General features: G+C 39.1%; 15 protein-coding genes. 11 read left to right on the top strand and 4 right to left on the bottom strand.

The genetic code is table 11. From position 1 onward, the window contains the following. Positions 1–77: 77 nt before the first annotated feature. On the top strand, positions 78–863 hold the full coding sequence (gene hisIE / locus F981_RS20885) for a bifunctional phosphoribosyl-AMP cyclohydrolase/phosphoribosyl-ATP diphosphatase HisIE (protein ID WP_004725466.1): 786 nt from the start codon (positions 78–80) through the stop codon (positions 861–863). Positions 864–922: 59 nt separating this feature from the next. On the opposite strand, the gene F981_RS20880 is transcribed toward hisIE, so the two are convergent. Next, the gene (locus F981_RS20880; RefSeq protein WP_004725465.1) at positions 923–3,103 is read right to left on the bottom strand and encodes a PhoX family protein; all 2,181 of its coding nucleotides are present in this window, start codon (positions 3,101–3,103) and stop codon (positions 923–925) included. A 261-nt stretch (positions 3,104–3,364) separates the two neighbouring features. On the opposite strand from F981_RS20880, the gene F981_RS20875 reads away from it, so the two are divergent. The 9 genes from F981_RS20875 to F981_RS20835 all read left to right on the top strand — a co-directional run bounded on the left by F981_RS20875 (position 3,365) and on the right by F981_RS20835 (position 14,362). Then, positions 3,365–4,858 (top strand): UvrD-helicase domain-containing protein, encoded by a 1,494-nt coding sequence (locus tag F981_RS20875; RefSeq protein ID WP_004725463.1) that lies wholly within the window; start codon positions 3,365–3,367, stop codon positions 4,856–4,858. Positions 4,859–4,950: 92 nt separating this feature from the next. After that, positions 4,951–6,324 (top strand): ATP-binding protein, encoded by a 1,374-nt coding sequence (locus F981_RS20870; RefSeq protein WP_004725461.1) that lies wholly within the window; start codon positions 4,951–4,953, stop codon positions 6,322–6,324. Positions 6,325–6,773: 449 nt separating this feature from the next. Then, positions 6,774–9,611, top strand: a complete 2,838-nt coding sequence (locus F981_RS20865; protein WP_004725459.1) for a monovalent cation/H+ antiporter subunit A — start codon at positions 6,774–6,776, stop codon at positions 9,609–9,611. Between the two features lie 3 nt (positions 9,612–9,614). Then, positions 9,615–9,980 (top strand): Na+/H+ antiporter subunit C, encoded by a 366-nt coding sequence (locus F981_RS20860; protein WP_004725457.1) that lies wholly within the window; start codon positions 9,615–9,617, stop codon positions 9,978–9,980. Continuing rightward, positions 9,980–11,782, top strand: a complete 1,803-nt coding sequence (locus F981_RS20855; protein WP_004725455.1) for a monovalent cation/H+ antiporter subunit D — start codon at positions 9,980–9,982, stop codon at positions 11,780–11,782. Before F981_RS20860 ends, F981_RS20855 begins: the two co-directional genes overlap by 1 nt. Further along, positions 11,783–12,304, top strand: coding sequence for a Na+/H+ antiporter subunit E (locus tag F981_RS20850; RefSeq protein ID WP_004725454.1), 522 nt, complete (start codon positions 11,783–11,785; stop codon positions 12,302–12,304). Next, the gene (locus F981_RS20845) at positions 12,301–12,576 is read left to right on the top strand and encodes a monovalent cation/H+ antiporter subunit F (RefSeq protein WP_004725452.1); all 276 of its coding nucleotides are present in this window, start codon (positions 12,301–12,303) and stop codon (positions 12,574–12,576) included. Before F981_RS20850 ends, F981_RS20845 begins: the two co-directional genes overlap by 4 nt. Before the next feature lie 23 nt (positions 12,577–12,599). Then, a complete protein-coding gene (locus F981_RS20840; RefSeq protein ID WP_034615073.1) occupies positions 12,600–12,980 on the top strand; it encodes a Na+/H+ antiporter subunit G in 381 nt (126 codons plus the stop codon). A 755-nt stretch (positions 12,981–13,735) separates the two neighbouring features. Further along, complete coding sequence (locus F981_RS20835) at positions 13,736–14,362, top strand: riboflavin synthase (protein ID WP_004725448.1); 627 nt, start codon at positions 13,736–13,738, stop codon at positions 14,360–14,362. 44 nt (positions 14,363–14,406) lie between these two features. On the opposite strand, the gene F981_RS20830 is transcribed toward F981_RS20835, so the two are convergent. Together F981_RS20830 and F981_RS20825 are read right to left on the bottom strand one after the other, a co-directional pair. Further along, positions 14,407–15,297, bottom strand: coding sequence for a metal-dependent hydrolase (locus tag F981_RS20830; RefSeq protein ID WP_004725446.1), 891 nt, complete (start codon positions 15,295–15,297; stop codon positions 14,407–14,409). Positions 15,298–15,868: 571 nt separating this feature from the next. Continuing rightward, the gene (locus F981_RS20825) at positions 15,869–16,222 is read right to left on the bottom strand and encodes a winged helix-turn-helix transcriptional regulator (RefSeq protein WP_004725444.1); all 354 of its coding nucleotides are present in this window, start codon (positions 16,220–16,222) and stop codon (positions 15,869–15,871) included. A gap of 91 nt (positions 16,223–16,313) precedes the next feature. On the opposite strand from F981_RS20825, the gene F981_RS20820 reads away from it, so the two are divergent. Further along, the gene (locus F981_RS20820) at positions 16,314–16,862 is read left to right on the top strand and encodes an NAD(P)H-dependent oxidoreductase (protein WP_004725442.1); all 549 of its coding nucleotides are present in this window, start codon (positions 16,314–16,316) and stop codon (positions 16,860–16,862) included. 74 nt (positions 16,863–16,936) lie between these two features. Here F981_RS20820 and F981_RS20815 read toward each other — a convergent pair whose 3' ends face one another. Next, positions 16,937–18,358 carry an FAD-dependent oxidoreductase gene (locus F981_RS20815; RefSeq protein WP_004725441.1) on the bottom strand — a complete coding sequence of 474 codons (1,422 nt, stop codon included), beginning with the start codon at positions 18,356–18,358 and terminating at the stop codon, positions 16,937–16,939. Positions 18,359–18,413 lie beyond the last annotated feature (55 nt).

The following is an 18,413-nucleotide window of genomic DNA, read 5'->3' as shown; positions in this document are numbered from 1 at the left end:
GCTGGAAATAACGTACACTATACAACCGCTACCATGTCAACGTAGCGCTCTTTCTTTTTATAACTTGGTGAAATCCTATGAACAATCTGCAATGGCTCGATGAAGTAAAATTTAACGAACAAGGACTTATTCCTGCTATTGCACAGCATCATCAAACTGGTCGTATTTTGATGGTGGCATGGATGAACCGTGAAGCATTACAACTGACTGCTGAAAAAATGCAGGGCGTTTATTTTTCTCGTTCACGAAATAAATTATGGTTTAAAGGCGAAGAGTCTGGCCATTTTCAAACCGTTTACGAAATCCGTTTAGACTGTGATGCAGATGTCATCGTCTTACAAATTGAACAGCATGGTGGAATCGCCTGCCATACAGGTCGAGAGTCTTGCTTCTATCGCAAGCTCACTGCAACTGGTTGGGAAATTGTCGATGCACAATTAAAAGATCCAAATGCAATATACGGTGAAAAGCCTTCATCGAATCCACATACTATTGCCATGAATACATCCAATGCGCAGGCTGAACAAGTCGAAGTCTTGGGTTATTTAGGCAAAATGATGGCTGAACGTAAAGCAGCTGATCCAGATTCTTCTTATGTGGCAAAGCTTTACCATAAAGGTTTAAATAAAATCTTAGAGAAAATTGGTGAAGAAAGTATTGAAACCATCATTGCTGCTAAAGATTTTAAATCTGAAGCGTGTGAAGATCATAAAAATGATCTGATTTATGAAGTTGCAGATCTATGGTTCCATACCATTGTGATGCTTGGTTATTTTGAGTTGGATGTGCAATTGGTACTCAACGAACTTGCACGCCGTCAAGGGCTTTCTGGCTTAGTTGAAAAAGCCAATCGAGATCATTAATTTGGCATTTATAAAAAAGGCAGCGAAATTTCGCTGCCTTTTTTATTCAAAAATTGAAATTAAGAAGATTTTTTCTCAACCGAAGGTGCAATCGGATCAGCCGTAATATAACCGACAGCTGCTGCAAACTTATTGTTATAGTTGGTGTTAATCGCTGCATCAAGTTGCGCAAGCATGTCTTTACTTAGACCACTACGCACACCATCTGTCTCTTTATAGAAACGATTCCATTCATCACCTGGATGCTGGAAGTTGCTCATAATATAGGTCCAGCCATTTACTTCATCAACAGCATGTAAACCTGTTGATTCAGCACCCGCAGGAGCAGATAAAACACGATCCAATTTCTTTGTATCTACATTATAAGCCCACAAGTAATTATTCAAATGATTACCTGAATCTTCACCGATAAATAACACGCGTAACTTTTCAGAGAACTTCAAGTTATCAGGGCTAGCAATTTGTGATGGATCAGCAGTATTCCCGAAACTATCAAAACTAATGTCTTTTCCTTTGAGCAATACGCTTGATTCACTTGGAACCCATTCACTATTAATTGCTACATTTGTACTGTCAATTTGTCCGCCAGCCAATTTATGCTCTAAAATACCGCCAGCGGTAATTTTAGGGAACTTCACATTATGCTCAGCAAGATAACCACTGCCCCCTTCAACCATTGAGTCAACAATGTTTGCTAAAGCAGAGTAAGCTTTCTTATCTGTGGTATTTACGGTCGTTCCTTCATTTTTCGTCAATGCCATAGATGCACCGACATAAGCTGCATAACGGTGAGTTTCAAGGAATGCTGCTGCAAGTTTAGTTTTATCCGAATTATCTTTTAATTTTAGATAAACGCCTATTTTGCTTAAGTAAGTAAATTTGAACCCTTGGGCTTCCAATTCTGCTTTTTGACTGGCCTGTTGCAGTTTCAAACGAGCTTTTGCAGCATCTGCCAATACTTTTTGATCAGAAGTTGGAGTTGCCGCATCAAGTGCTTGTCTTTCATCAGTCGTAGCATCTGTTGGATATTTTGCAATTTGTAATTTTGATTCAAAAATATCAGTAGATTTAATACCACTTTTAATCAAGTTTTCAATTTCTGCACTGGTTGCGTGACCGAGTTTAATCCAAGAAATTTTACCTGCTGTTATGTCGGTTAATTGCGTTATGTATTTTGCAACATACAACGTTCCCGCAGATAAATCTTTTTCTTTATCTGCAATAAACATAAACAAACCACCATTGGTATAGTCATCACCCATAAGTACTGTACGATTATCCGCAAATACTTGTACCAACTCATGTGAAATACGACCTAGGCAGTAATGCTTTTTCACTGAACCAGTACCATCAGCTTTTACTGTAATTTCAGGTAAATGCCCATAGTTATATGGATTTGCAGAGGTCTCATCACCATATATATTTTTACTGAATGCTTTAAGTGTCGCTGCTGATTGACCTAATCCCTGATTAAATGCATCTGGCTCGTATTCTTCACTTGAAAGATGTGTTCCCCAAGGTGATAAACTCGCACCACAAGTAATCCATAGGCCATGTGCACTAGACGTATCTACATTGTGGTATTTAATTAAAGTTAAATGACCTGTTTTAGGATCTTGATCTAGAGTAAGGACTGCAATTGGTGATGACAACTTACCGTAAGTATCTCCGCCTGCTTGATCTTTAGTAAGGTATTCAAACTGAACCACATGAAATACTGGATTTCCTGTTACACCCAAAGCTTTTTTATCGGCATCGGTAAAGTCTTTGCCAGTTGCTTGTTTAAAACTGATTAGAGAACTACCATCTGGACAGTCAGAGAAAAATTGGCGTTCTTTGCCTGCTACAGATCTATCGATAATGGGTTGGTTTTTAATATCATAATAACCACCTGCTATAACTTTACCACCTTTACCATCTGGAACTTCAGTGCCTGTTAAGAAGAATGGCTTATATCCCAGTTGATAAGTGGTTGAGCTACCATCATCCCAATTAATCGAAAGTTTTGAAGTACATGTTGTAGTAGCCATTGCTGCAACAACTGTCGGTGCATCCATTGGTATAAATGTTGCAGATTTTAATTTAGCTGGATTGATCGGTGGTTTAACTGCAGTATTTTTATCATCATTACAACCTGCAAGTGTGGCTGAAGTTGCCATTGCCCCAAGTGGAAGAAATGGAATGCTGGCTAACCAAGTAAGCACTTCACGGCGTGTATGTCGGCTGGCTGAATTTGTCATAACTTTATCCGAATATGTTTTAGAATTTTCCCGTGCTCAGTTTAGAAAGCAGTTATGACAATCTAGTTTCACTTTTAAGTCATTTTAAAGACAAAAGCCCCAATACCTCATATTATGATAAAAATGATCAGGATACGCCCCGCAGATTCTTAGCACAGTCGTTTAAATAACATCTTGTTAGATTTCACCCTAGTGCTGAGCAATTTTTGCTATACTCTGTCCCATATTGAATTTTCAAGCTAATAAGATTTTATAAATACTGTGCCTTATTCTTTTACACCCACATCTGAGCAAAGCTTTGCAATCGCAGAAGCGAAAAAAGGACAATCATTTAAAGTGATTGCCTATGCTGGCACAGGTAAAACCACGACTTTGCAGTTAATCAGTGATGCGATGACGGAGCGCCGTGGGATGTATTTGGCCTTTAATAAGGCAATTGCCACAGAGGCACAGAATAAATTTCATCAAAATGTAGATTGCCGCACCTTCCACTCTTTGGCTTTTCGTAGTGTGTCGCGTGGAGTAACCGATAAATTACGTCTGCCGCGTTTAAGTCCCAGTTTTATTGCCAAAGAATATCGTCTCGAACCGATCACGCTTAGACGTTTAATGGGCGGGCGTTATGAAAAATATGTGCTAATGCCCAGCCGTTTGGCGAGTTTAGTTGCCAATGCTGTAAGCTATTTCTGCTCGACCAGCTCACAATATCCAGCACCACGTCATATCCAAGCACCAAGTTGGCTACATGCAGATGATATCGAGTCTTTACAAAAACATCTTTACCCTGCTGTAGAAAGACGTTGGTTAGAGTCGATTGATACCAATCATCAAGCAGGCATAGGTCATGATATTTATTTAAAACTCTGGGCATTATCAGATCCATTTATTCCAGCAGATTATGTGCTCTTTGATGAAGCACAAGATGCAGATCCATTAATGCTTGGTATTTTATTGCGTCAGCGTAATACCCAAGTGATTTATGTGGGTGATGCACATCAACAAATTTATGCATGGCGTGGTGCGGTCAATGCCATGCAACAAATGCCACTTCCTGAATCTCGTTTAACCACTTCATTCCGTTTTGGTGATGCGATTGCAGATGTGGCCAATCATTTGCTCGGTGCATTGGATGAAACTGTGCCTTTATTGGGCAATCCTGAAATGAAATCGAGTGTGGTCAATAAACCACATACTAAAATGCGTGATGCGATTTTATGTCGCACCAATGCACGTGCAATGGAGTTGCTTCTTTCTGGTCTCGTGCAAGGCGATAAAGTTGGACTACAAGCCGATCATGCAAAACTCAACCGTTTTGTTGATGCTGCAAGTTTACTTAAACAAGGTAAACGTGTTGTTGATGTACCTGAACTGGCCTGGTTTAACTCTTGGCATGATGTACATGAATATTGTGAAACCAATGATGGCAGTGATATCAAACCCTTAGTCAAATTGGTTGACGATCACGGTACGGAACCACTCAAAAAAGCACTTGCTAAAATAACCCCAATAGAGCAAGCTGATTATGTGATTTCAACTGCACATAAGGCCAAAGGGCTAGAATGGAATCGTGTACATATCGAAGATGATTACCAATTTAAAATAAACGGTTTAGAACATAAAATCAGCGATGAAGAATTAAGGCTGTTATATGTCGCCTGTACACGGGCAAAGGTCAGCTTAAATATTCATCACATCTATGATCTCGTGCAACAATTGAAAGTAAAAGCGCCATTTAAAAATAAAGCAACAGCATAAGGTTTTTGACTCACTCATCTGTATCAGCGAAAAAAATCGCAAGGTGAAAATATCAACAGCTTTTATGCTGTCCGTCAATTTTCAGGTATCCTATGAAACTAGCAGCAATTCATTTTCGCCACACATACCATTTTGCTGATTTAAAAATAGACTTTAATTATAAAAACAAACCAATCAGTTTAATTGTTGGCGAACAAGCCAGTGGAAAAACGGCAATTATTAAAAATATTTACCAAGCTTTGACTTGGTTTCCTGCACGTCTAAAAGATTTGCGCACACCTGGTGTGGTAATGCTCGACCAAGACATTATGCAAGATCGAGTGCAATCCAAAATAGATGTTAAAATCAGTTTCCCAATAGAGTTTGGTCAACTCGCAGAAAGCACTGCAACAGCAGAACAAGATCCACAAAGTTGTCATTGGCAATTATATAAAACCTTAAATAGTTCTGGTGTTGGTCTGAGTAAAGTTGACTTAGTACAACTCGAACAATTGGTAGAACGTTATAATCTAGTGCTCAAAAAAGATCCTGTTCAAGGCTTACCTTTAATTGCCTACTACCCTGCTGAACGATTTGTAAATGAAGTGAATATTCTCAATAAAAATAATCCTATTATTTTACAAGCGCACAATGCCTATGAATTAGTACCGATTCCATATACCACCTTTGCACGATTTTTCGAATGGTTTCGAGAAATCAGTGATATCGAAAATGCGCAAATCGCGCAACTTTTTCAAAGTGTTTTAGCACAAAAAGAATCTTCAAATCAAAGTGATGAGGATTTTCAAAGTATTTTATTTCAAGCCCGTGCTCAGTTACATGCACCCAGCTTAAAAGCCTTAAAGCAAAGCTTAAGTATCGTTCTTCCTGAAGTCACAGATCTCTATTTAGAATATCAACCCAAATTACAATTGATGGTCACTTATAAAAATCAAAGTCTGACTTACTCACAACTGTCGAATACGGTTAAAAATTGGTTAGCCTTAGTCGGTGATTTGGTACGTCGCATGTGCATACTCAATCCTTTAAGTCTTTATCCTTGTGAAGAAGGTGAAGGCATCTTACTGATTGATCAAATTGATGTTGATTTAGACCAATTTGGCCTACAGTTAATTCTCGATCGTTTAAATCAAGCCTTTCCTCGTTTACAGATCATCGCCACAGCCAGCCATGAAGAGCTGCTTGAGCAAGCCGACGAATATCAATGTTTTAAACTGGACAATAAAAAGCTTTATGAAATTCAGAACAATAAAGTATGGCAAGAATACCAAGATATTTATGCAAACTTGCTCAAAGAGGTTCCCAAAAGCGCTGAACAGGACTTGCTTGAACCCGAACCCAATCTGCCAGTAAATGTTCAACAGCTTTTTGAGCAGTTTAAACACCTGAGTGAAGAACAAAAGACCGAATTAAAACGTTTAATGCAGTCTGGTGATGACCAAACGTCACATAAGTTCTTATTATAAAAAACCTCAGCCTAAACCCGTCAATAGCAGACAGTGAATGATCATCAATTGTGAAACACTGTCTTTTATACTCCATTCTCAAATCATGAATATATTCACATTCATATTCATTGTTCTATAAAGTTCCAAATGTACTAGATTGATTGTTACCGCATGCTTTTCAAGCAGCAAAAAGTCACATGAAGCGTATAATTACAAATGTTTGCGTAAAAAATGACAAAATAAATTGATGTTATTCTACTCATGTAATAAGATGAAAAAATCAATTTAAATTAGATTTTTCAATGCAAATTGATTTTCTAATCGCTTTCTCAAGTTGCGCAACACAACTCATTTTTTAATTACTAATTTAATTCGGCTTTCAAGATTTAAGTTATTGGACTGTTCCTTGCATTCCTCAAATCCTTGAAAGATAAGATTCACATAGGTTTCACGACCTATTCACGACAATGGATACGCGTGTGCTTCCGATTATTATTCTTTTACCATTAATACTTGGCACTATCGTTGTTCTGTGGCTGAAGCAATTCTCTCGCGGGGTAACAGCCTTAGGGGCAATCGGGGTCAGTTTAAGCAGTTTTATCTTGCTGCTGACTCAAGCGAAAATAGTATTAAGTGGACAAGCCGTTTTAGAGCAGTGGCAATGGCTACCTCAAATTGGTATTGATTTTAGTTTCCGATTAGATGCGTTAAGTTTAATTTTTTCATTGCTGATCACGGGGATCGGCACACTCATTTATATCTATGCCTATTATTATCTAAACCCAAAAAATTCTCTCAGTAAGCTCTATGCATTGTTGATGCTATTTATGGCCGCAATGTTGGGTATTTCTTTATCGAATAATTTAATTATTTTATTGGTTTTTTGGGAATTGACCAGTATTTCATCATTCTTGTTAGTAGGCTATTGGAGTAACTACGACGCCGCGCAACGTGGTGCACGGATGGCACTCACCATCACAGGTATGGGTGGCTTAGCCATGCTAGGTGGATTTATTCTGATTGGTCAAATCGCAGGAACCTATCAAATTGACCAACTCACCATGATGGCGAGTACAATTCAAAATAGTGGTTTATTTGTTCCCGCTTTATTGTTGATTTTATTGGGTGCTTTTACCAAAAGTGCGCAATTCCCCTTCCATTTCTGGTTGCCTAATGCCATGGCAGCACCAACCCCTGTCTCAGCCTATCTGCATTCAGCAACCATGGTAAAAGCAGGGATTTTTCTGGTTGCACGCTTACTGCCAATCTTTGTTGGCTCAGCACTGTTCCATAATCTTGTCACCACAATTGGCCTGCTGACCTTATGTATGGCGGCATTTTTTGCCATCTTTAAAGAAGATTTAAAAGGCTTACTGGCTTATTCAACCATCAGTCATTTAGGTCTGATCATGTGCCTTTTGGGTATAGGCTCACCTTTAGCCGTGGCTGCTGCAGTTTTCCATATCATCAATCATGCAACCTTTAAAGCGGCATTATTTATGCTCGCTGGGATCATTGACCATGAATCTGGTACACGGGATTTAAGAAAGTTAAGTGGGCTTTGGCAACTTCTTCCATTTACAGCAACATTAACCATGATTACCGCCGCAAGTATGGCGGGTGTACCTTTGACCAATGGTTTTATCTCAAAAGAAATGTTCTTTACTGAGCTATTGGCAAACTTATCTGGTGGCTATGTTGTGTTGGCAGCGATTGTTGCGACATTGGCAGGTTTATTTGCGGTTGCTTACTCAGTTCGTCTGGTACATGGTGTATTTTTTGATGGTGATGTGGGGCCTAATGTTCCCAATAAAAATGCCCATGAGCCGCCAATCGGTATGCGAATTCCAGCAATCATATTGGCAACTTTATGTATTTTAGTGGGGATCATTCCTGCACTGCTGGTTGAAAACATTGTCAATGCGGGAACACGCGCATCAACACAAATTGCAAGTTTTGAAGGGGTTCATTTAGCCATCTGGCATGGTTTTAATTTACCGTTACTGATGAGTGCAATTGCCTTAATTGGTGGTGTGATTTTCTATTTCGCCTTGGCCAAATGCGGGCGAATTCGTGAAATTGATCTTGATCCACGCTTAGGTCGTTTCCAAGGCAAATTATTATTTGAAGATTTCCTTAAAAATCTCTTGCTGATTTCACGCAAAATTAAGAAAAAGACTGAAACTGGCTCATTACAAAATTATTTATTGTGGATTTTGGCCTTAAGTATTGCCGTGGTTGCCACGCCATTGATCAACCAAAATTTAACCACAGGAACACGTGAACTCACACATGCACCCTTTACTGCGATCGTGCTGTGGTTGTTGTTGTTCTCTGCCTGCTGGATGATGCTGTGGTTTCACCATGAACGTATCAAAGCAGTTCTGATTAGTGGCGCAATTGGTTTGGTCGTGACAATGATTTTCATCACACTCTCTGCGCCAGACTTAGCACTGACACAAATTACCGTGGATGTTGTCACGACTGTTCTGCTATTGATGAGCTTATCACTGCTTCCTCAATTGACCCCTTATGAGTCCAGCCAAACCCGTCGTTGGCGTGATGCAGTCATTGCAATTGGTGGCGGTATTGGTATTGGTTGGATTACTTGGTTAATCATGACACGTGATCATAACTCGATTTCATGGTTCTTTGTTCAGCAGTCAATTCCGTTAGGCGGTGGCTCAAACATTGTCAATGTCATTCTGGTTGATTTCCGTGGTTTCGATACCTTTGGTGAAATTGCCGTATTGGGTATCGCAGCCATTGGTGCACTGTGCATGATGGATGGGATGCGTGCTCATGGCACCACGATCACTCAAGGTCTGAGCTATCGTTTCAATCCATCTCCGTTGATGTTCCGTATGACGGCTTCATGGGTACTGCCGATCGCACTTGTGGTAAGTCTGTATATTTTCCTACGAGGACATAATTATCCAGGTGGCGGCTTTATTGCAGGCTTAATTACCTCCATGGCATTGGTGATCCAATATATCGCGATTGGACAAGATCAGGCTGAAAAAATGCTGTGTGCTCAATCTGGTCGTTTATACGAAATCTGGATTGGTTTAGGGCTGATCATTGCTGGGCTTTCAGGTCTGGCTTCATGGTTCTGGGCACGTCCGTTTCTTACCAGCGCACATGTTTATGTGGAATCAGGACTATTTGGCAAATTCCATCTTGCCTCTGCTGCAGGATTTGACCTTGGCGTATATGTCACGGTTGTTGGTGCAGCCATGTTACTCATTTCTGTTTTAGGCGACTCTAGACATTCAAGCATGTCTGGTCCAGTACCCAAGGAGTAATGCATGATCAGTTTAGAATTTTTAATTGCATCTGCGATTGGATTATTGGTTGCCTCAGGAATTTATCTGATTCTTCGTGCACGTACCTTTCCAGTCGTTCTTGGATTAGCCATGATTGGCTATGCAGTCAATATCTTCCTGTTTTCTATGGGAAGAATACAAATCAGTTCACCTGCGATTTTAACCCAAGCCAGCAAAGTCACTGACCCTTTGCCTCAAGCTTTAGTGCTAACCGCAATTGTCATTGGCTTTGCAACGACTGCTTTTATTGTTCAATTGGCATTACGCAGTCGTTATGAGTCTGGGACAGACCATGTAGACACCAAAGAGGAACCGAGTAATTTTGACCCACGTGAGGATGAGCCATAATGACCAGCTTTTTAGATTTTTGGTATGCTCATTCTCCAATCCTGAGTATTTTAATTCCTGCATTTACAGGCTTTATGCTGATTTTATTAGGCAATCCTGGTTCAGGCGCTTTAAAACATGATTGGCGACAACCTTGGCGCCGTGGCATTAGCTTAATCTCGGTTATGCTTGGACTCGCCACTGCGATTGCTTACTTGATTCAAGCCAATACCGGGAAAATCTTTGTTTATCAACTTGCTGAATGGTCTGCACCATTTGGGATTGTCTTGGTACTGGATCGCTTATCGGCGTTAATGCTGGTTCTCACCTACACACTTGCCGCGCCTGTATTGTGGTTTGCCAGCAAAGAATGGGATGAACGTGGGCGTTATTTTCATGCCATGTTCCATCTTCTTTTAATGGGTCTGACTGGTGCATTCTTAACAGGTGACTTATTTAACCTGTTTGTATTCTTTGAAATATTACTGATGGCATCTTATGTCTTGCTGTTACATGGTCAAGGCAAAGCCCGTTTCCAATTAGGCATTCACTACGTCACCATCAACTTACTGGCTTCTGCCCTATTCCTCATCGGTTTAGGCATGATTTATGGCAGTGTGGGCAGTTTGAATATGGCCGATGTTGGCCGTTTATTACCGACATTGGAACATGATCAACATCGTCTTGCTATAGCAGGTGGTTTGCTTCTATTTGTTGTATTTGGCATCAAAGCAGCCATGTTACCTGTGGGGTTTTGGTTGCCAAAAACCTATGCTGTTGCCGCGACACCTGTTGCTGCTATTTTCACTATCATGACCAAAGTGGGTGTGTATGCAATTTTACGGGTCAATGGTACTGTCTTTAATGATCAGCTTGGTCAATCGATCTTTAGCAATTATTTATTGCCAATTGGTTTAGTCACATCATTATATGGTGTGATTGGTGCACTCGCAGCTGAACGCTTACGCCGCTTCGTTGGCTTTATGGTGTTATCCTCAGTCGGAACGATTTTAGTTGCCATTGCCATGTTTAACACACAGGCATGGGCTGCTGGATTGTATTACCTTGTTCACAGTACCATCATTGCCGCTTCGTTCTATTTGCTCTGTGGTTGGATTACTTCACAGCGTGGTGCAATGAAAGATCATCTCAAAGTCGCACCAAAGATGAAGCAAGACAAAGTCATTGCCATGACGTTCTTTCTTATCGCTTTGATGATGGCAGGTTTGCCGCCATTTAGTGGTTTTTTAGGCAAAGTCTTAATCTTACAGGCAACTGCAAACTTGGCTGCACAAGGCTGGATTATTGCGATTATCTTGATTGTGAGTTTTTTAAGTATTCTGGCATTTACACGAGTCGGATTTATCCTGTTTTGGCGAGCGACGACACCTGAGGACAACCCGAAAGAAGACGCTTATACAGCCTATCAAGCCTTACCCGAGCAAGCTCCTCCACGCAATGACAAAAGCGTTTACCTGCTATTGGCAGGACTGATTGTCTATGTTGTTTGCGCTGCTCCAATTTTAAATTATGTTGAAAAAACTGCGCTGCAAGTTTCTGATGCATCACTTTATCAACAGCGTATTTTAAAATTGGATGGGCATGGTGAAACTATCAGTGTACAACCTTTCGATCCGCACTATGTACCTGAAACAAAATACAATGGTGAAATGGTTGATCCAAATGCACACTATATTCCCTATATCATTAGCCCAGAAACCCTAAAAGGCGAACATATCTCTGAATTTAAGCAACGCCAAATTCAGGGGCAAGAACAGCAACAACATGTTGAAAATGCTCAACTCAAGCCTATGGAGCAATAAATGCAAAATAAATCATTATTCGCTCGTATTTTACCGCATCCTTTTGTGTCGGTGATTGTGGCAATGAGTTGGCTTATGTTGAACCATAGTGCTGAAAGCTTTGATTTTGTTGTGGCAATCAGTTTGGGATTAATCATTCCTAAACTGATTCAACCCTTTATCATTCATACACCCAATATTCATTGGAAAAGCGCCATTCAATTATTTTTTGTGGTGCTATGGGACATCATCGTCAGCAATATTAAAGTTGCTAAACAAGTCTTAGGCCCAACCAAAAATCTCACCCCAAAATGGTTTCGAGTTCCATTGGAAACTGACCATGAACATGTCAATACTTTACTGGCGATGATCATTACCACCACACCAGGTACAGTCAGTGCTGGAATTGATCAAGAACGTGGCGATATTTTGGTTCATGCACTAAGTTGTGATGATGTAGATGCAGAAATTCAAGCCATTAAAACCCGCTATGAAGTTCCGTTAATCGAAATCTTTGACCTGCAACGAGGAGCACGTTCATGAGTATTTTACCTTATGCACTTGGCATTTGCCTGCTCGCTGTGACCATCTCTATGTTGTTATGTTTGATTCGTTTGGTGATGGGCCCTTCTATCGTAGATCGATTACTGGCATTGGATACATTGTTTTTAAATGCAACCTGCTTAGTTGTCATTCTTGGTATTTATTGGGCAAGCACTTCAATGTTTGAAGGCGCATTATTGGTTGCAATGCTGGGCTTTGTTTCAACTGCTGCACTGGCTCGTTATTTTACAACGGGTCATGTGGTTGATTAAGGAGAAAGTACATGGAAAATAATATGCAAATTGTCATGGAAATCATCGTTTCATTCTTCTTGATTGTCGGTGCATTTTTTACCTTGGTGGGTGGCATAGGTATGGTCAAATTACCAGACTTATTTATGCGTCTACATGCACCGACCAAATCCAGCACCTTGGGCTTAGGCAGCTTTTTAATCGCGGGAATGATTTACGCAGCGTTTAACAGTCGTTTAGGTTTTGCAGAGTTATTGATCACCCTGCTTGCCTTTATTACAGCCCCAGTATCAGCAAACTTAATTGCGCAGGCAGCAATTCATTTACGTCTGCGTTCAACCTCTGGTGATGTACCTGAAGCGATTAATCGTCCTTTACCATGGCAACGTCAAAAAATCATAAAACAGTTTAAAGATAAGATTTAATTCATTTTATGACTGATTGTTGATTGTTGATTGTTGATTGTTGATTGTTGATTGTTGATTGTTGATTGTTGATTGTTGATTGGCTAAATTGAATTGGACTGAGTGTAAATGCATATTGACTTAGTCCGATTTAAGCCACAATCAAGCTTAGATCGTCTGAAATACGTTATCATCAAACTATAGTCAACCTGTTAAAAAACGCATACATAAGAATATAATTTCTCTTGATTAATATTTCTAATTAAATCAATTGTATGGAAAATAAATTGTTTGATTATAAAAAAGTTTGTAATGCCACACCTTACATTCAAAGTTTAAATACCATTGCGTAGGCGATGCCTCACTTTTCAGAGATGAAAAGATGACAAAAATCTTCTGTTTGGCGAGGGGTACATCCTATACCCCCGCCCAACGGCGACATCCATGTCGCCACACGATAGGACAACCATCTAAGATTCAAAAATACAAAAAACGAATTGATAACGAATAGTTTCTAAAGGTTCATGGGAAATATAAATTTATTTATAATCAATAACTTGTATAATAATTTAGGTGATTTGACTATATAATCAATGATTTAGAATTTTCCCTATAAAATAAGCCTGTGCAATCCTTACTGCTATATTCATTCTCTTTTAAAAAATCATCTAAGTATGATGTTAGGCTCTTCTATACAACATAAATCTAAAATTCAGCCCTAGTCCTCTTCAATGAAATCTGTACAATAAAAATCAGCTAAATAAAAGAGATCAGCGATGTATACAGGTATCGTTCAAGGCTTAGAAAAAGTTGTAAACATCCAACAAGGTGATAATTTTACAACCCTTTATATTTCCAATGAAAATGGCTTTTTTAACGATGTTTTTATTGGTGCCAGTGTTGCAATCGATGGGACATGCCTAACCGCAACAAGTTTTGATGCTGTTGCAAATATAGCCTCATTTGATGTTTCAGCACTGACCACTTCTCTCACTACATTACAATTTTTAAAAATTGGTGATGAAGTCAATATCGAAAGATCTATCAAAGCAGGCATGGAAAACGGTGGGCACAATATTTTTGGGCATATCGAAGGTATGGCAACCATTGAAGATGTGGTTCATACCGGTGAAACGCTACACATTGATATCGTTATTCCAGATGACAATATCAAATACTTCTTTAAAAAGGGCTTTATTGGACTGCAAGGTTGCAGCTTGACTGTCAATCGCGTGGATCGAAAAACCAATGAAATTTCAGTGGATTTAATCCCCGAAACCTTACGTTTGACGACATTTAAACATGTCCAAATTGGTGGCAAACTCAATTATGAAATTGACCAAATGACCCGCACTATGGTCGATACTTTAGAAAGTATCCATCAACGTCAGCAAGAAGACTAAAAGAGCCAATCTTATAAATTGGCCCTTTGATCTAAAGCATTGTCTTAACTATATAACGGCAGATGAACTTCTTCTTGGAAACTTTCCATTCCATAATCATCTGCCAGCTTTTCTTTCCAGTACGCCACAATCTTCGAATAATCAATTTCATCAGGATGAAAGTCAGATTTGTAATAAGATAAATATTCAGGAATCAATGAAATCAACATTTTAGAAATCATATATACCCCAAAGATATTTTGCGGCACTTTAGGTAAACTTTTTCTCCAGTCTTGCATAAACAAACGGGTAGCCGAATAAAACGTTAAACTTGCAAAACCCGTAGTCACATTACGCATCACTGTACGACGAGTCCGATCATCTTTATAAATCGCCTGATATACATCAAATGCCACTGCACGATGCTCAATTTCTTCGATTGCATGCCATACCCAAAGTTTAACCGCATCATCATCCAGAGTGCTTAAAACTTCAGGATGACGAAGAATATAGCCACCCAATAATGCAGTAAAATGCTCAAAAGCTGCGGTAACAGCAAGTTGTAATTTTGGATGTACACTTTTAATCAGTGCATCTCGACGTGCTAACCATGCTTGAAAACTGTCTAAGTTATAATCATCACGGCGCCATGCATCATTAAATTCCGTATGGGCTTTGGAGTGCATGGCCTCTTGACCAATAAATGCTGCAATTTGCGCTTGCAATTTTTCATCCGTGATTTTGTCACGTACATTACGCACACTATGTACAAAGAACTGCTCACCAATCGGAAATGTTGAAGAAAGCGCAGTTAATAAATGTGACATCACAGGAGAATTCGCAAAAAAATGCCTGCGAATTGCTTTTGGGTTAAAGCTTGGTTTACGGACTTTAATACCAATAGCTTTAGGACGATTTAAATATGATTTTTCTGCCGTCGCTTGAACTGTTGACATAAGGATAATCCTACATTTGTCTGAATTTAAGCTATATTGGCACAATCTCAATATTTGTATATTGCAGAATCATCCACACAGTTGACCTAAAATATCATTTTCAAAAAAACACATGGCTTAATTAAAAATCTAAAAAAATTAAAAACATAATTTATTGATATAATTAAACTTATTAAAAATAAATATATTTCTTATCTTCACAAAAAAGTGCTTTATCGTTTACACAAAACCTAAAATCGAGATTTATAAGCATGCTTTTATTGACTTAAATGACATTTTTCAATCAGGTTGAGTTGTGTTTTAATTTTTAAAACAATCACATAGGATCTATTCAAAATTAGAACTCAATTTATGAATGTTCTCACTTAGACGGCCCCAATATAAACATTCAAAAAAGCATGTGTTTTATAGAACTCAAACAAACATGATTCGTCTAGGAATTTTTTTGTATAAAAAAACAAATTGTTGCTTTAGTGTGATTGGCAAATTTTATGACTAAACCACTCTACTCATCGCCTTTTATAGCTGATTTAATCTTTAAAACTGCTTCTTTCAACGCCTTCACTTTGAATTAGCTTTGCTCAGAAAAACCATGTGCCCAAGCAGATAAAGCATCCAGTACAGGAATAAATGTTTGACCAAATGCAGTTAATTCATAAACCACTTTGACTGGAGGCTTGTCACCAAATACGGTTCTGGAAATAAAACCATTCTCTTCCAGTTGCTTAAGTTGCAAACTTAAGGTCATTTCTGTGATATCTGGCATATCACGCTTAAGTTCATTAAAGCGTTTTGATTGCTCTTTTAAGTAATAGAGAATCACGGTTTTCCATTTCCCACCGATTAAATCCATCACCATGCTAATCGGACAGTGATAAGTCTTATCGTGAAAGGTCACTTCACATGTATTTTGCTCAGTATTCATTTTTTCATCCAGCTATCAAAATGGATAGTTATTGTACATAAAAACTATAATATTTATATTCACTATAATTTTTATAGTTGGAAAAACCAAGATGGCATTACTGATTTTAGCGCATCCCAGTTTTACTGAATCTGTCGCAAATAAAACCATTGTCGATGAATTATCAAGAACTCAAACTGATTTAGAAATTCGTCATATTCATGATTTATATCCAGATTATCAAATCGATATTACAGCTGAACAAAGTGCACTATTAAGACATGAGCTGATTATTTTACAATGTCCTATGTACTGGTTCAGTATACCTGCCATTTTAAAAATTTGGTTTGATCAGGTATTTACACATCAATTTGCCTATGGTTCTAAAGGAGACAAGCTCAAAAATAAAAAGCTTTTGCTGAGTATGACCATTGGTCAACCTGAGCAGAATTTTAGTACAGAACAACAGCATTCATTATTGGAGGACTTTTTATCTCCAATTCAAAAATCAGCACTTTATACCGGAATGGAATATTTAAAACCCGTGTTCTTATATGATATTTCAACTGTTTTAGGACATACACATACTGAAATCAGAACTCGGGCAAAACAACATAGCTTAAAGCTAAGTCATTATCTGCAAACGATTGACTCAGATTAATTTTTTGATTTTTTTTGCATTAAAAAGCCCGCATGACTGCGGGCTCTTAAATAAATGTTATTTAATGTCTAAAATTAAACATCAAGATAATCCAAAATTCCTTCAGCAGCTTCACGACCTTCCCAGATTGCAGTCACCACCAAATCAGAACCACGTACCATATCTCCGCCCGCAAAGATTTTTGGATTAGAGGTCTGGAATTTAAATTGTTGTTTTTCAGCTGCAATGACTCGGCCAGAACCATCTAACCCAATATTTGCACCTGCAAACCATTCTGCTGGGCTGGTACGGAAACCAAAAGCCAGCAATACCGCATCTGCGGGTAAAACTTCTTCAGAGCCTGGAATCGGTTCAGGACTACGACGACCACGGCTATCAGGGTCACCCAGCTGGGTAGTCACAACTTTTACACCCGTCACTTTACCGTTTTCACCAACGATTTCGATTGGCTGACGGTTGAACTGGAAGTCCACCCCTTCTTCACGCGCATTTTTCACTTCACGACGTGAACCTGGCATATTTTCTTCATCACGACGGTAAGCACAAGTTACCGACTCTGCGCCCTGACGGATTGAAGTACGGTTACAGTCCATTGCAGTATCACCACCGCCTAAAACGATGACTTTTTTGCCCTGAACACTAATGTATTCAGATGGATCTTTTTCCCAACCTTGTGTACGGTTAACATTTGCAATCAAGAAATCCAGTGCATCATAGACACCATCAAAATCTTCACCTGCAAAGCCACCTTTCATATAGGTATAAGTTCCCATACCCATAAATACAGCATCATAGTCTGCAAGCAATTGATCGATGGTGATATCTGTACCAATTTCAGTATTTAAGCGGAATTCAACACCCATACCTGTGAAAATTTCACGGCGGCGTTTCATCACATCTTTTTCCATTTTGAATTCTGGAATACCAAATGTAAGCAATCCACCAATTTCAGGACGCTTGTCAAATACAACAGGTTTTACCCCGTTACGAACTAAAATATCTGCACAACCTAAACCTGCAGGACCTGCACCAATAATGGCAACTTTTTTGTTGGTCCATTTTACCGATGACATATCTGGACGCCAGCCCAAAGCAAAGGCGGTATCGTTGATATATTTTTCGGCATTACCAATGGTCACAGCACCAAAACCATCATTCAGGGTACAAGCACCCTCGCATAAACGGTCTTGTGGACATACCCGACCACATACTTCTGGCAAGGTATTGGTTTGATGGCAAAGCTCAGCCGCTTGGAAAATACGTCCTTCTGCGATCAGTTTTAACCAGTTTGGAATATAGTTATGTACTGGACATTTCCATTCACAATATGGATTACCACAGCCTAAACAACGGTGGGTTTGGTTTGCTGCAACTTCCGCTGTAAAAGGTTTATAAATTTCCACAAACTCTGCTTTGCGGACATTAATATCTTTTTTCTCTGGATCTTGGCGTGCTACATCCAGAAATTGAAAGTCATTATTCAGGCGTTCAGCCATGTCTCTCTCCGTGGGTGAGCGTGGATAACTTCATTCGCTTGTGTATATCTGCGAA

Origin of the sequence: Acinetobacter guillouiae CIP 63.46 (genome assembly GCF_000368145.1) — a bacterium.
GTDB lineage: Bacteria > Pseudomonadota > Gammaproteobacteria > Pseudomonadales > Moraxellaceae > Acinetobacter > Acinetobacter guillouiae.
This window is presented reverse-complemented; position numbering and strand designations above follow the sequence as displayed.

Bases quoted from the DNA above. Each gene is read 5' to 3' on its own strand.
- F981_RS20830 (WP_004725446.1), bottom strand. From the start codon at position 15,297: ATGTCAACAGTTCAAGCGACGGCAGAAAAATCATATTTAAATCGTCCT.
- F981_RS20860 (WP_004725457.1), top strand. From the start codon at position 9,615: ATGATCAGTTTAGAATTTTTAATTGCATCTGCGATTGGATTATTGGTT.
- F981_RS20825 (WP_004725444.1), bottom strand. From the start codon at position 16,222: ATGAATACTGAGCAAAATACATGTGAAGTGACCTTTCACGATAAGACT.
- hisIE (WP_004725466.1), top strand. From the start codon at position 78: ATGAACAATCTGCAATGGCTCGATGAAGTAAAATTTAACGAACAAGGA.
- F981_RS20850 (WP_004725454.1), top strand. From the start codon at position 11,783: ATGCAAAATAAATCATTATTCGCTCGTATTTTACCGCATCCTTTTGTG.
- F981_RS20845 (WP_004725452.1), top strand. From the start codon at position 12,301: ATGAGTATTTTACCTTATGCACTTGGCATTTGCCTGCTCGCTGTGACC.
- F981_RS20840 (WP_034615073.1), top strand. From the start codon at position 12,600: ATGCAAATTGTCATGGAAATCATCGTTTCATTCTTCTTGATTGTCGGT.
- F981_RS20855 (WP_004725455.1), top strand. From the start codon at position 9,980: ATGACCAGCTTTTTAGATTTTTGGTATGCTCATTCTCCAATCCTGAGT.
- F981_RS20835 (WP_004725448.1), top strand. From the start codon at position 13,736: ATGTATACAGGTATCGTTCAAGGCTTAGAAAAAGTTGTAAACATCCAA.
- F981_RS20880 (WP_004725465.1), bottom strand. From the start codon at position 3,103: ATGACAAATTCAGCCAGCCGACATACACGCCGTGAAGTGCTTACTTGG.
- F981_RS20815 (WP_004725441.1), bottom strand. From the start codon at position 18,358: ATGGCTGAACGCCTGAATAATGACTTTCAATTTCTGGATGTAGCACGC.
- F981_RS20870 (WP_004725461.1), top strand. From the start codon at position 4,951: ATGAAACTAGCAGCAATTCATTTTCGCCACACATACCATTTTGCTGAT.
- F981_RS20820 (WP_004725442.1), top strand. From the start codon at position 16,314: ATGGCATTACTGATTTTAGCGCATCCCAGTTTTACTGAATCTGTCGCA.
- F981_RS20865 (WP_004725459.1), top strand. From the start codon at position 6,774: ATGGATACGCGTGTGCTTCCGATTATTATTCTTTTACCATTAATACTT.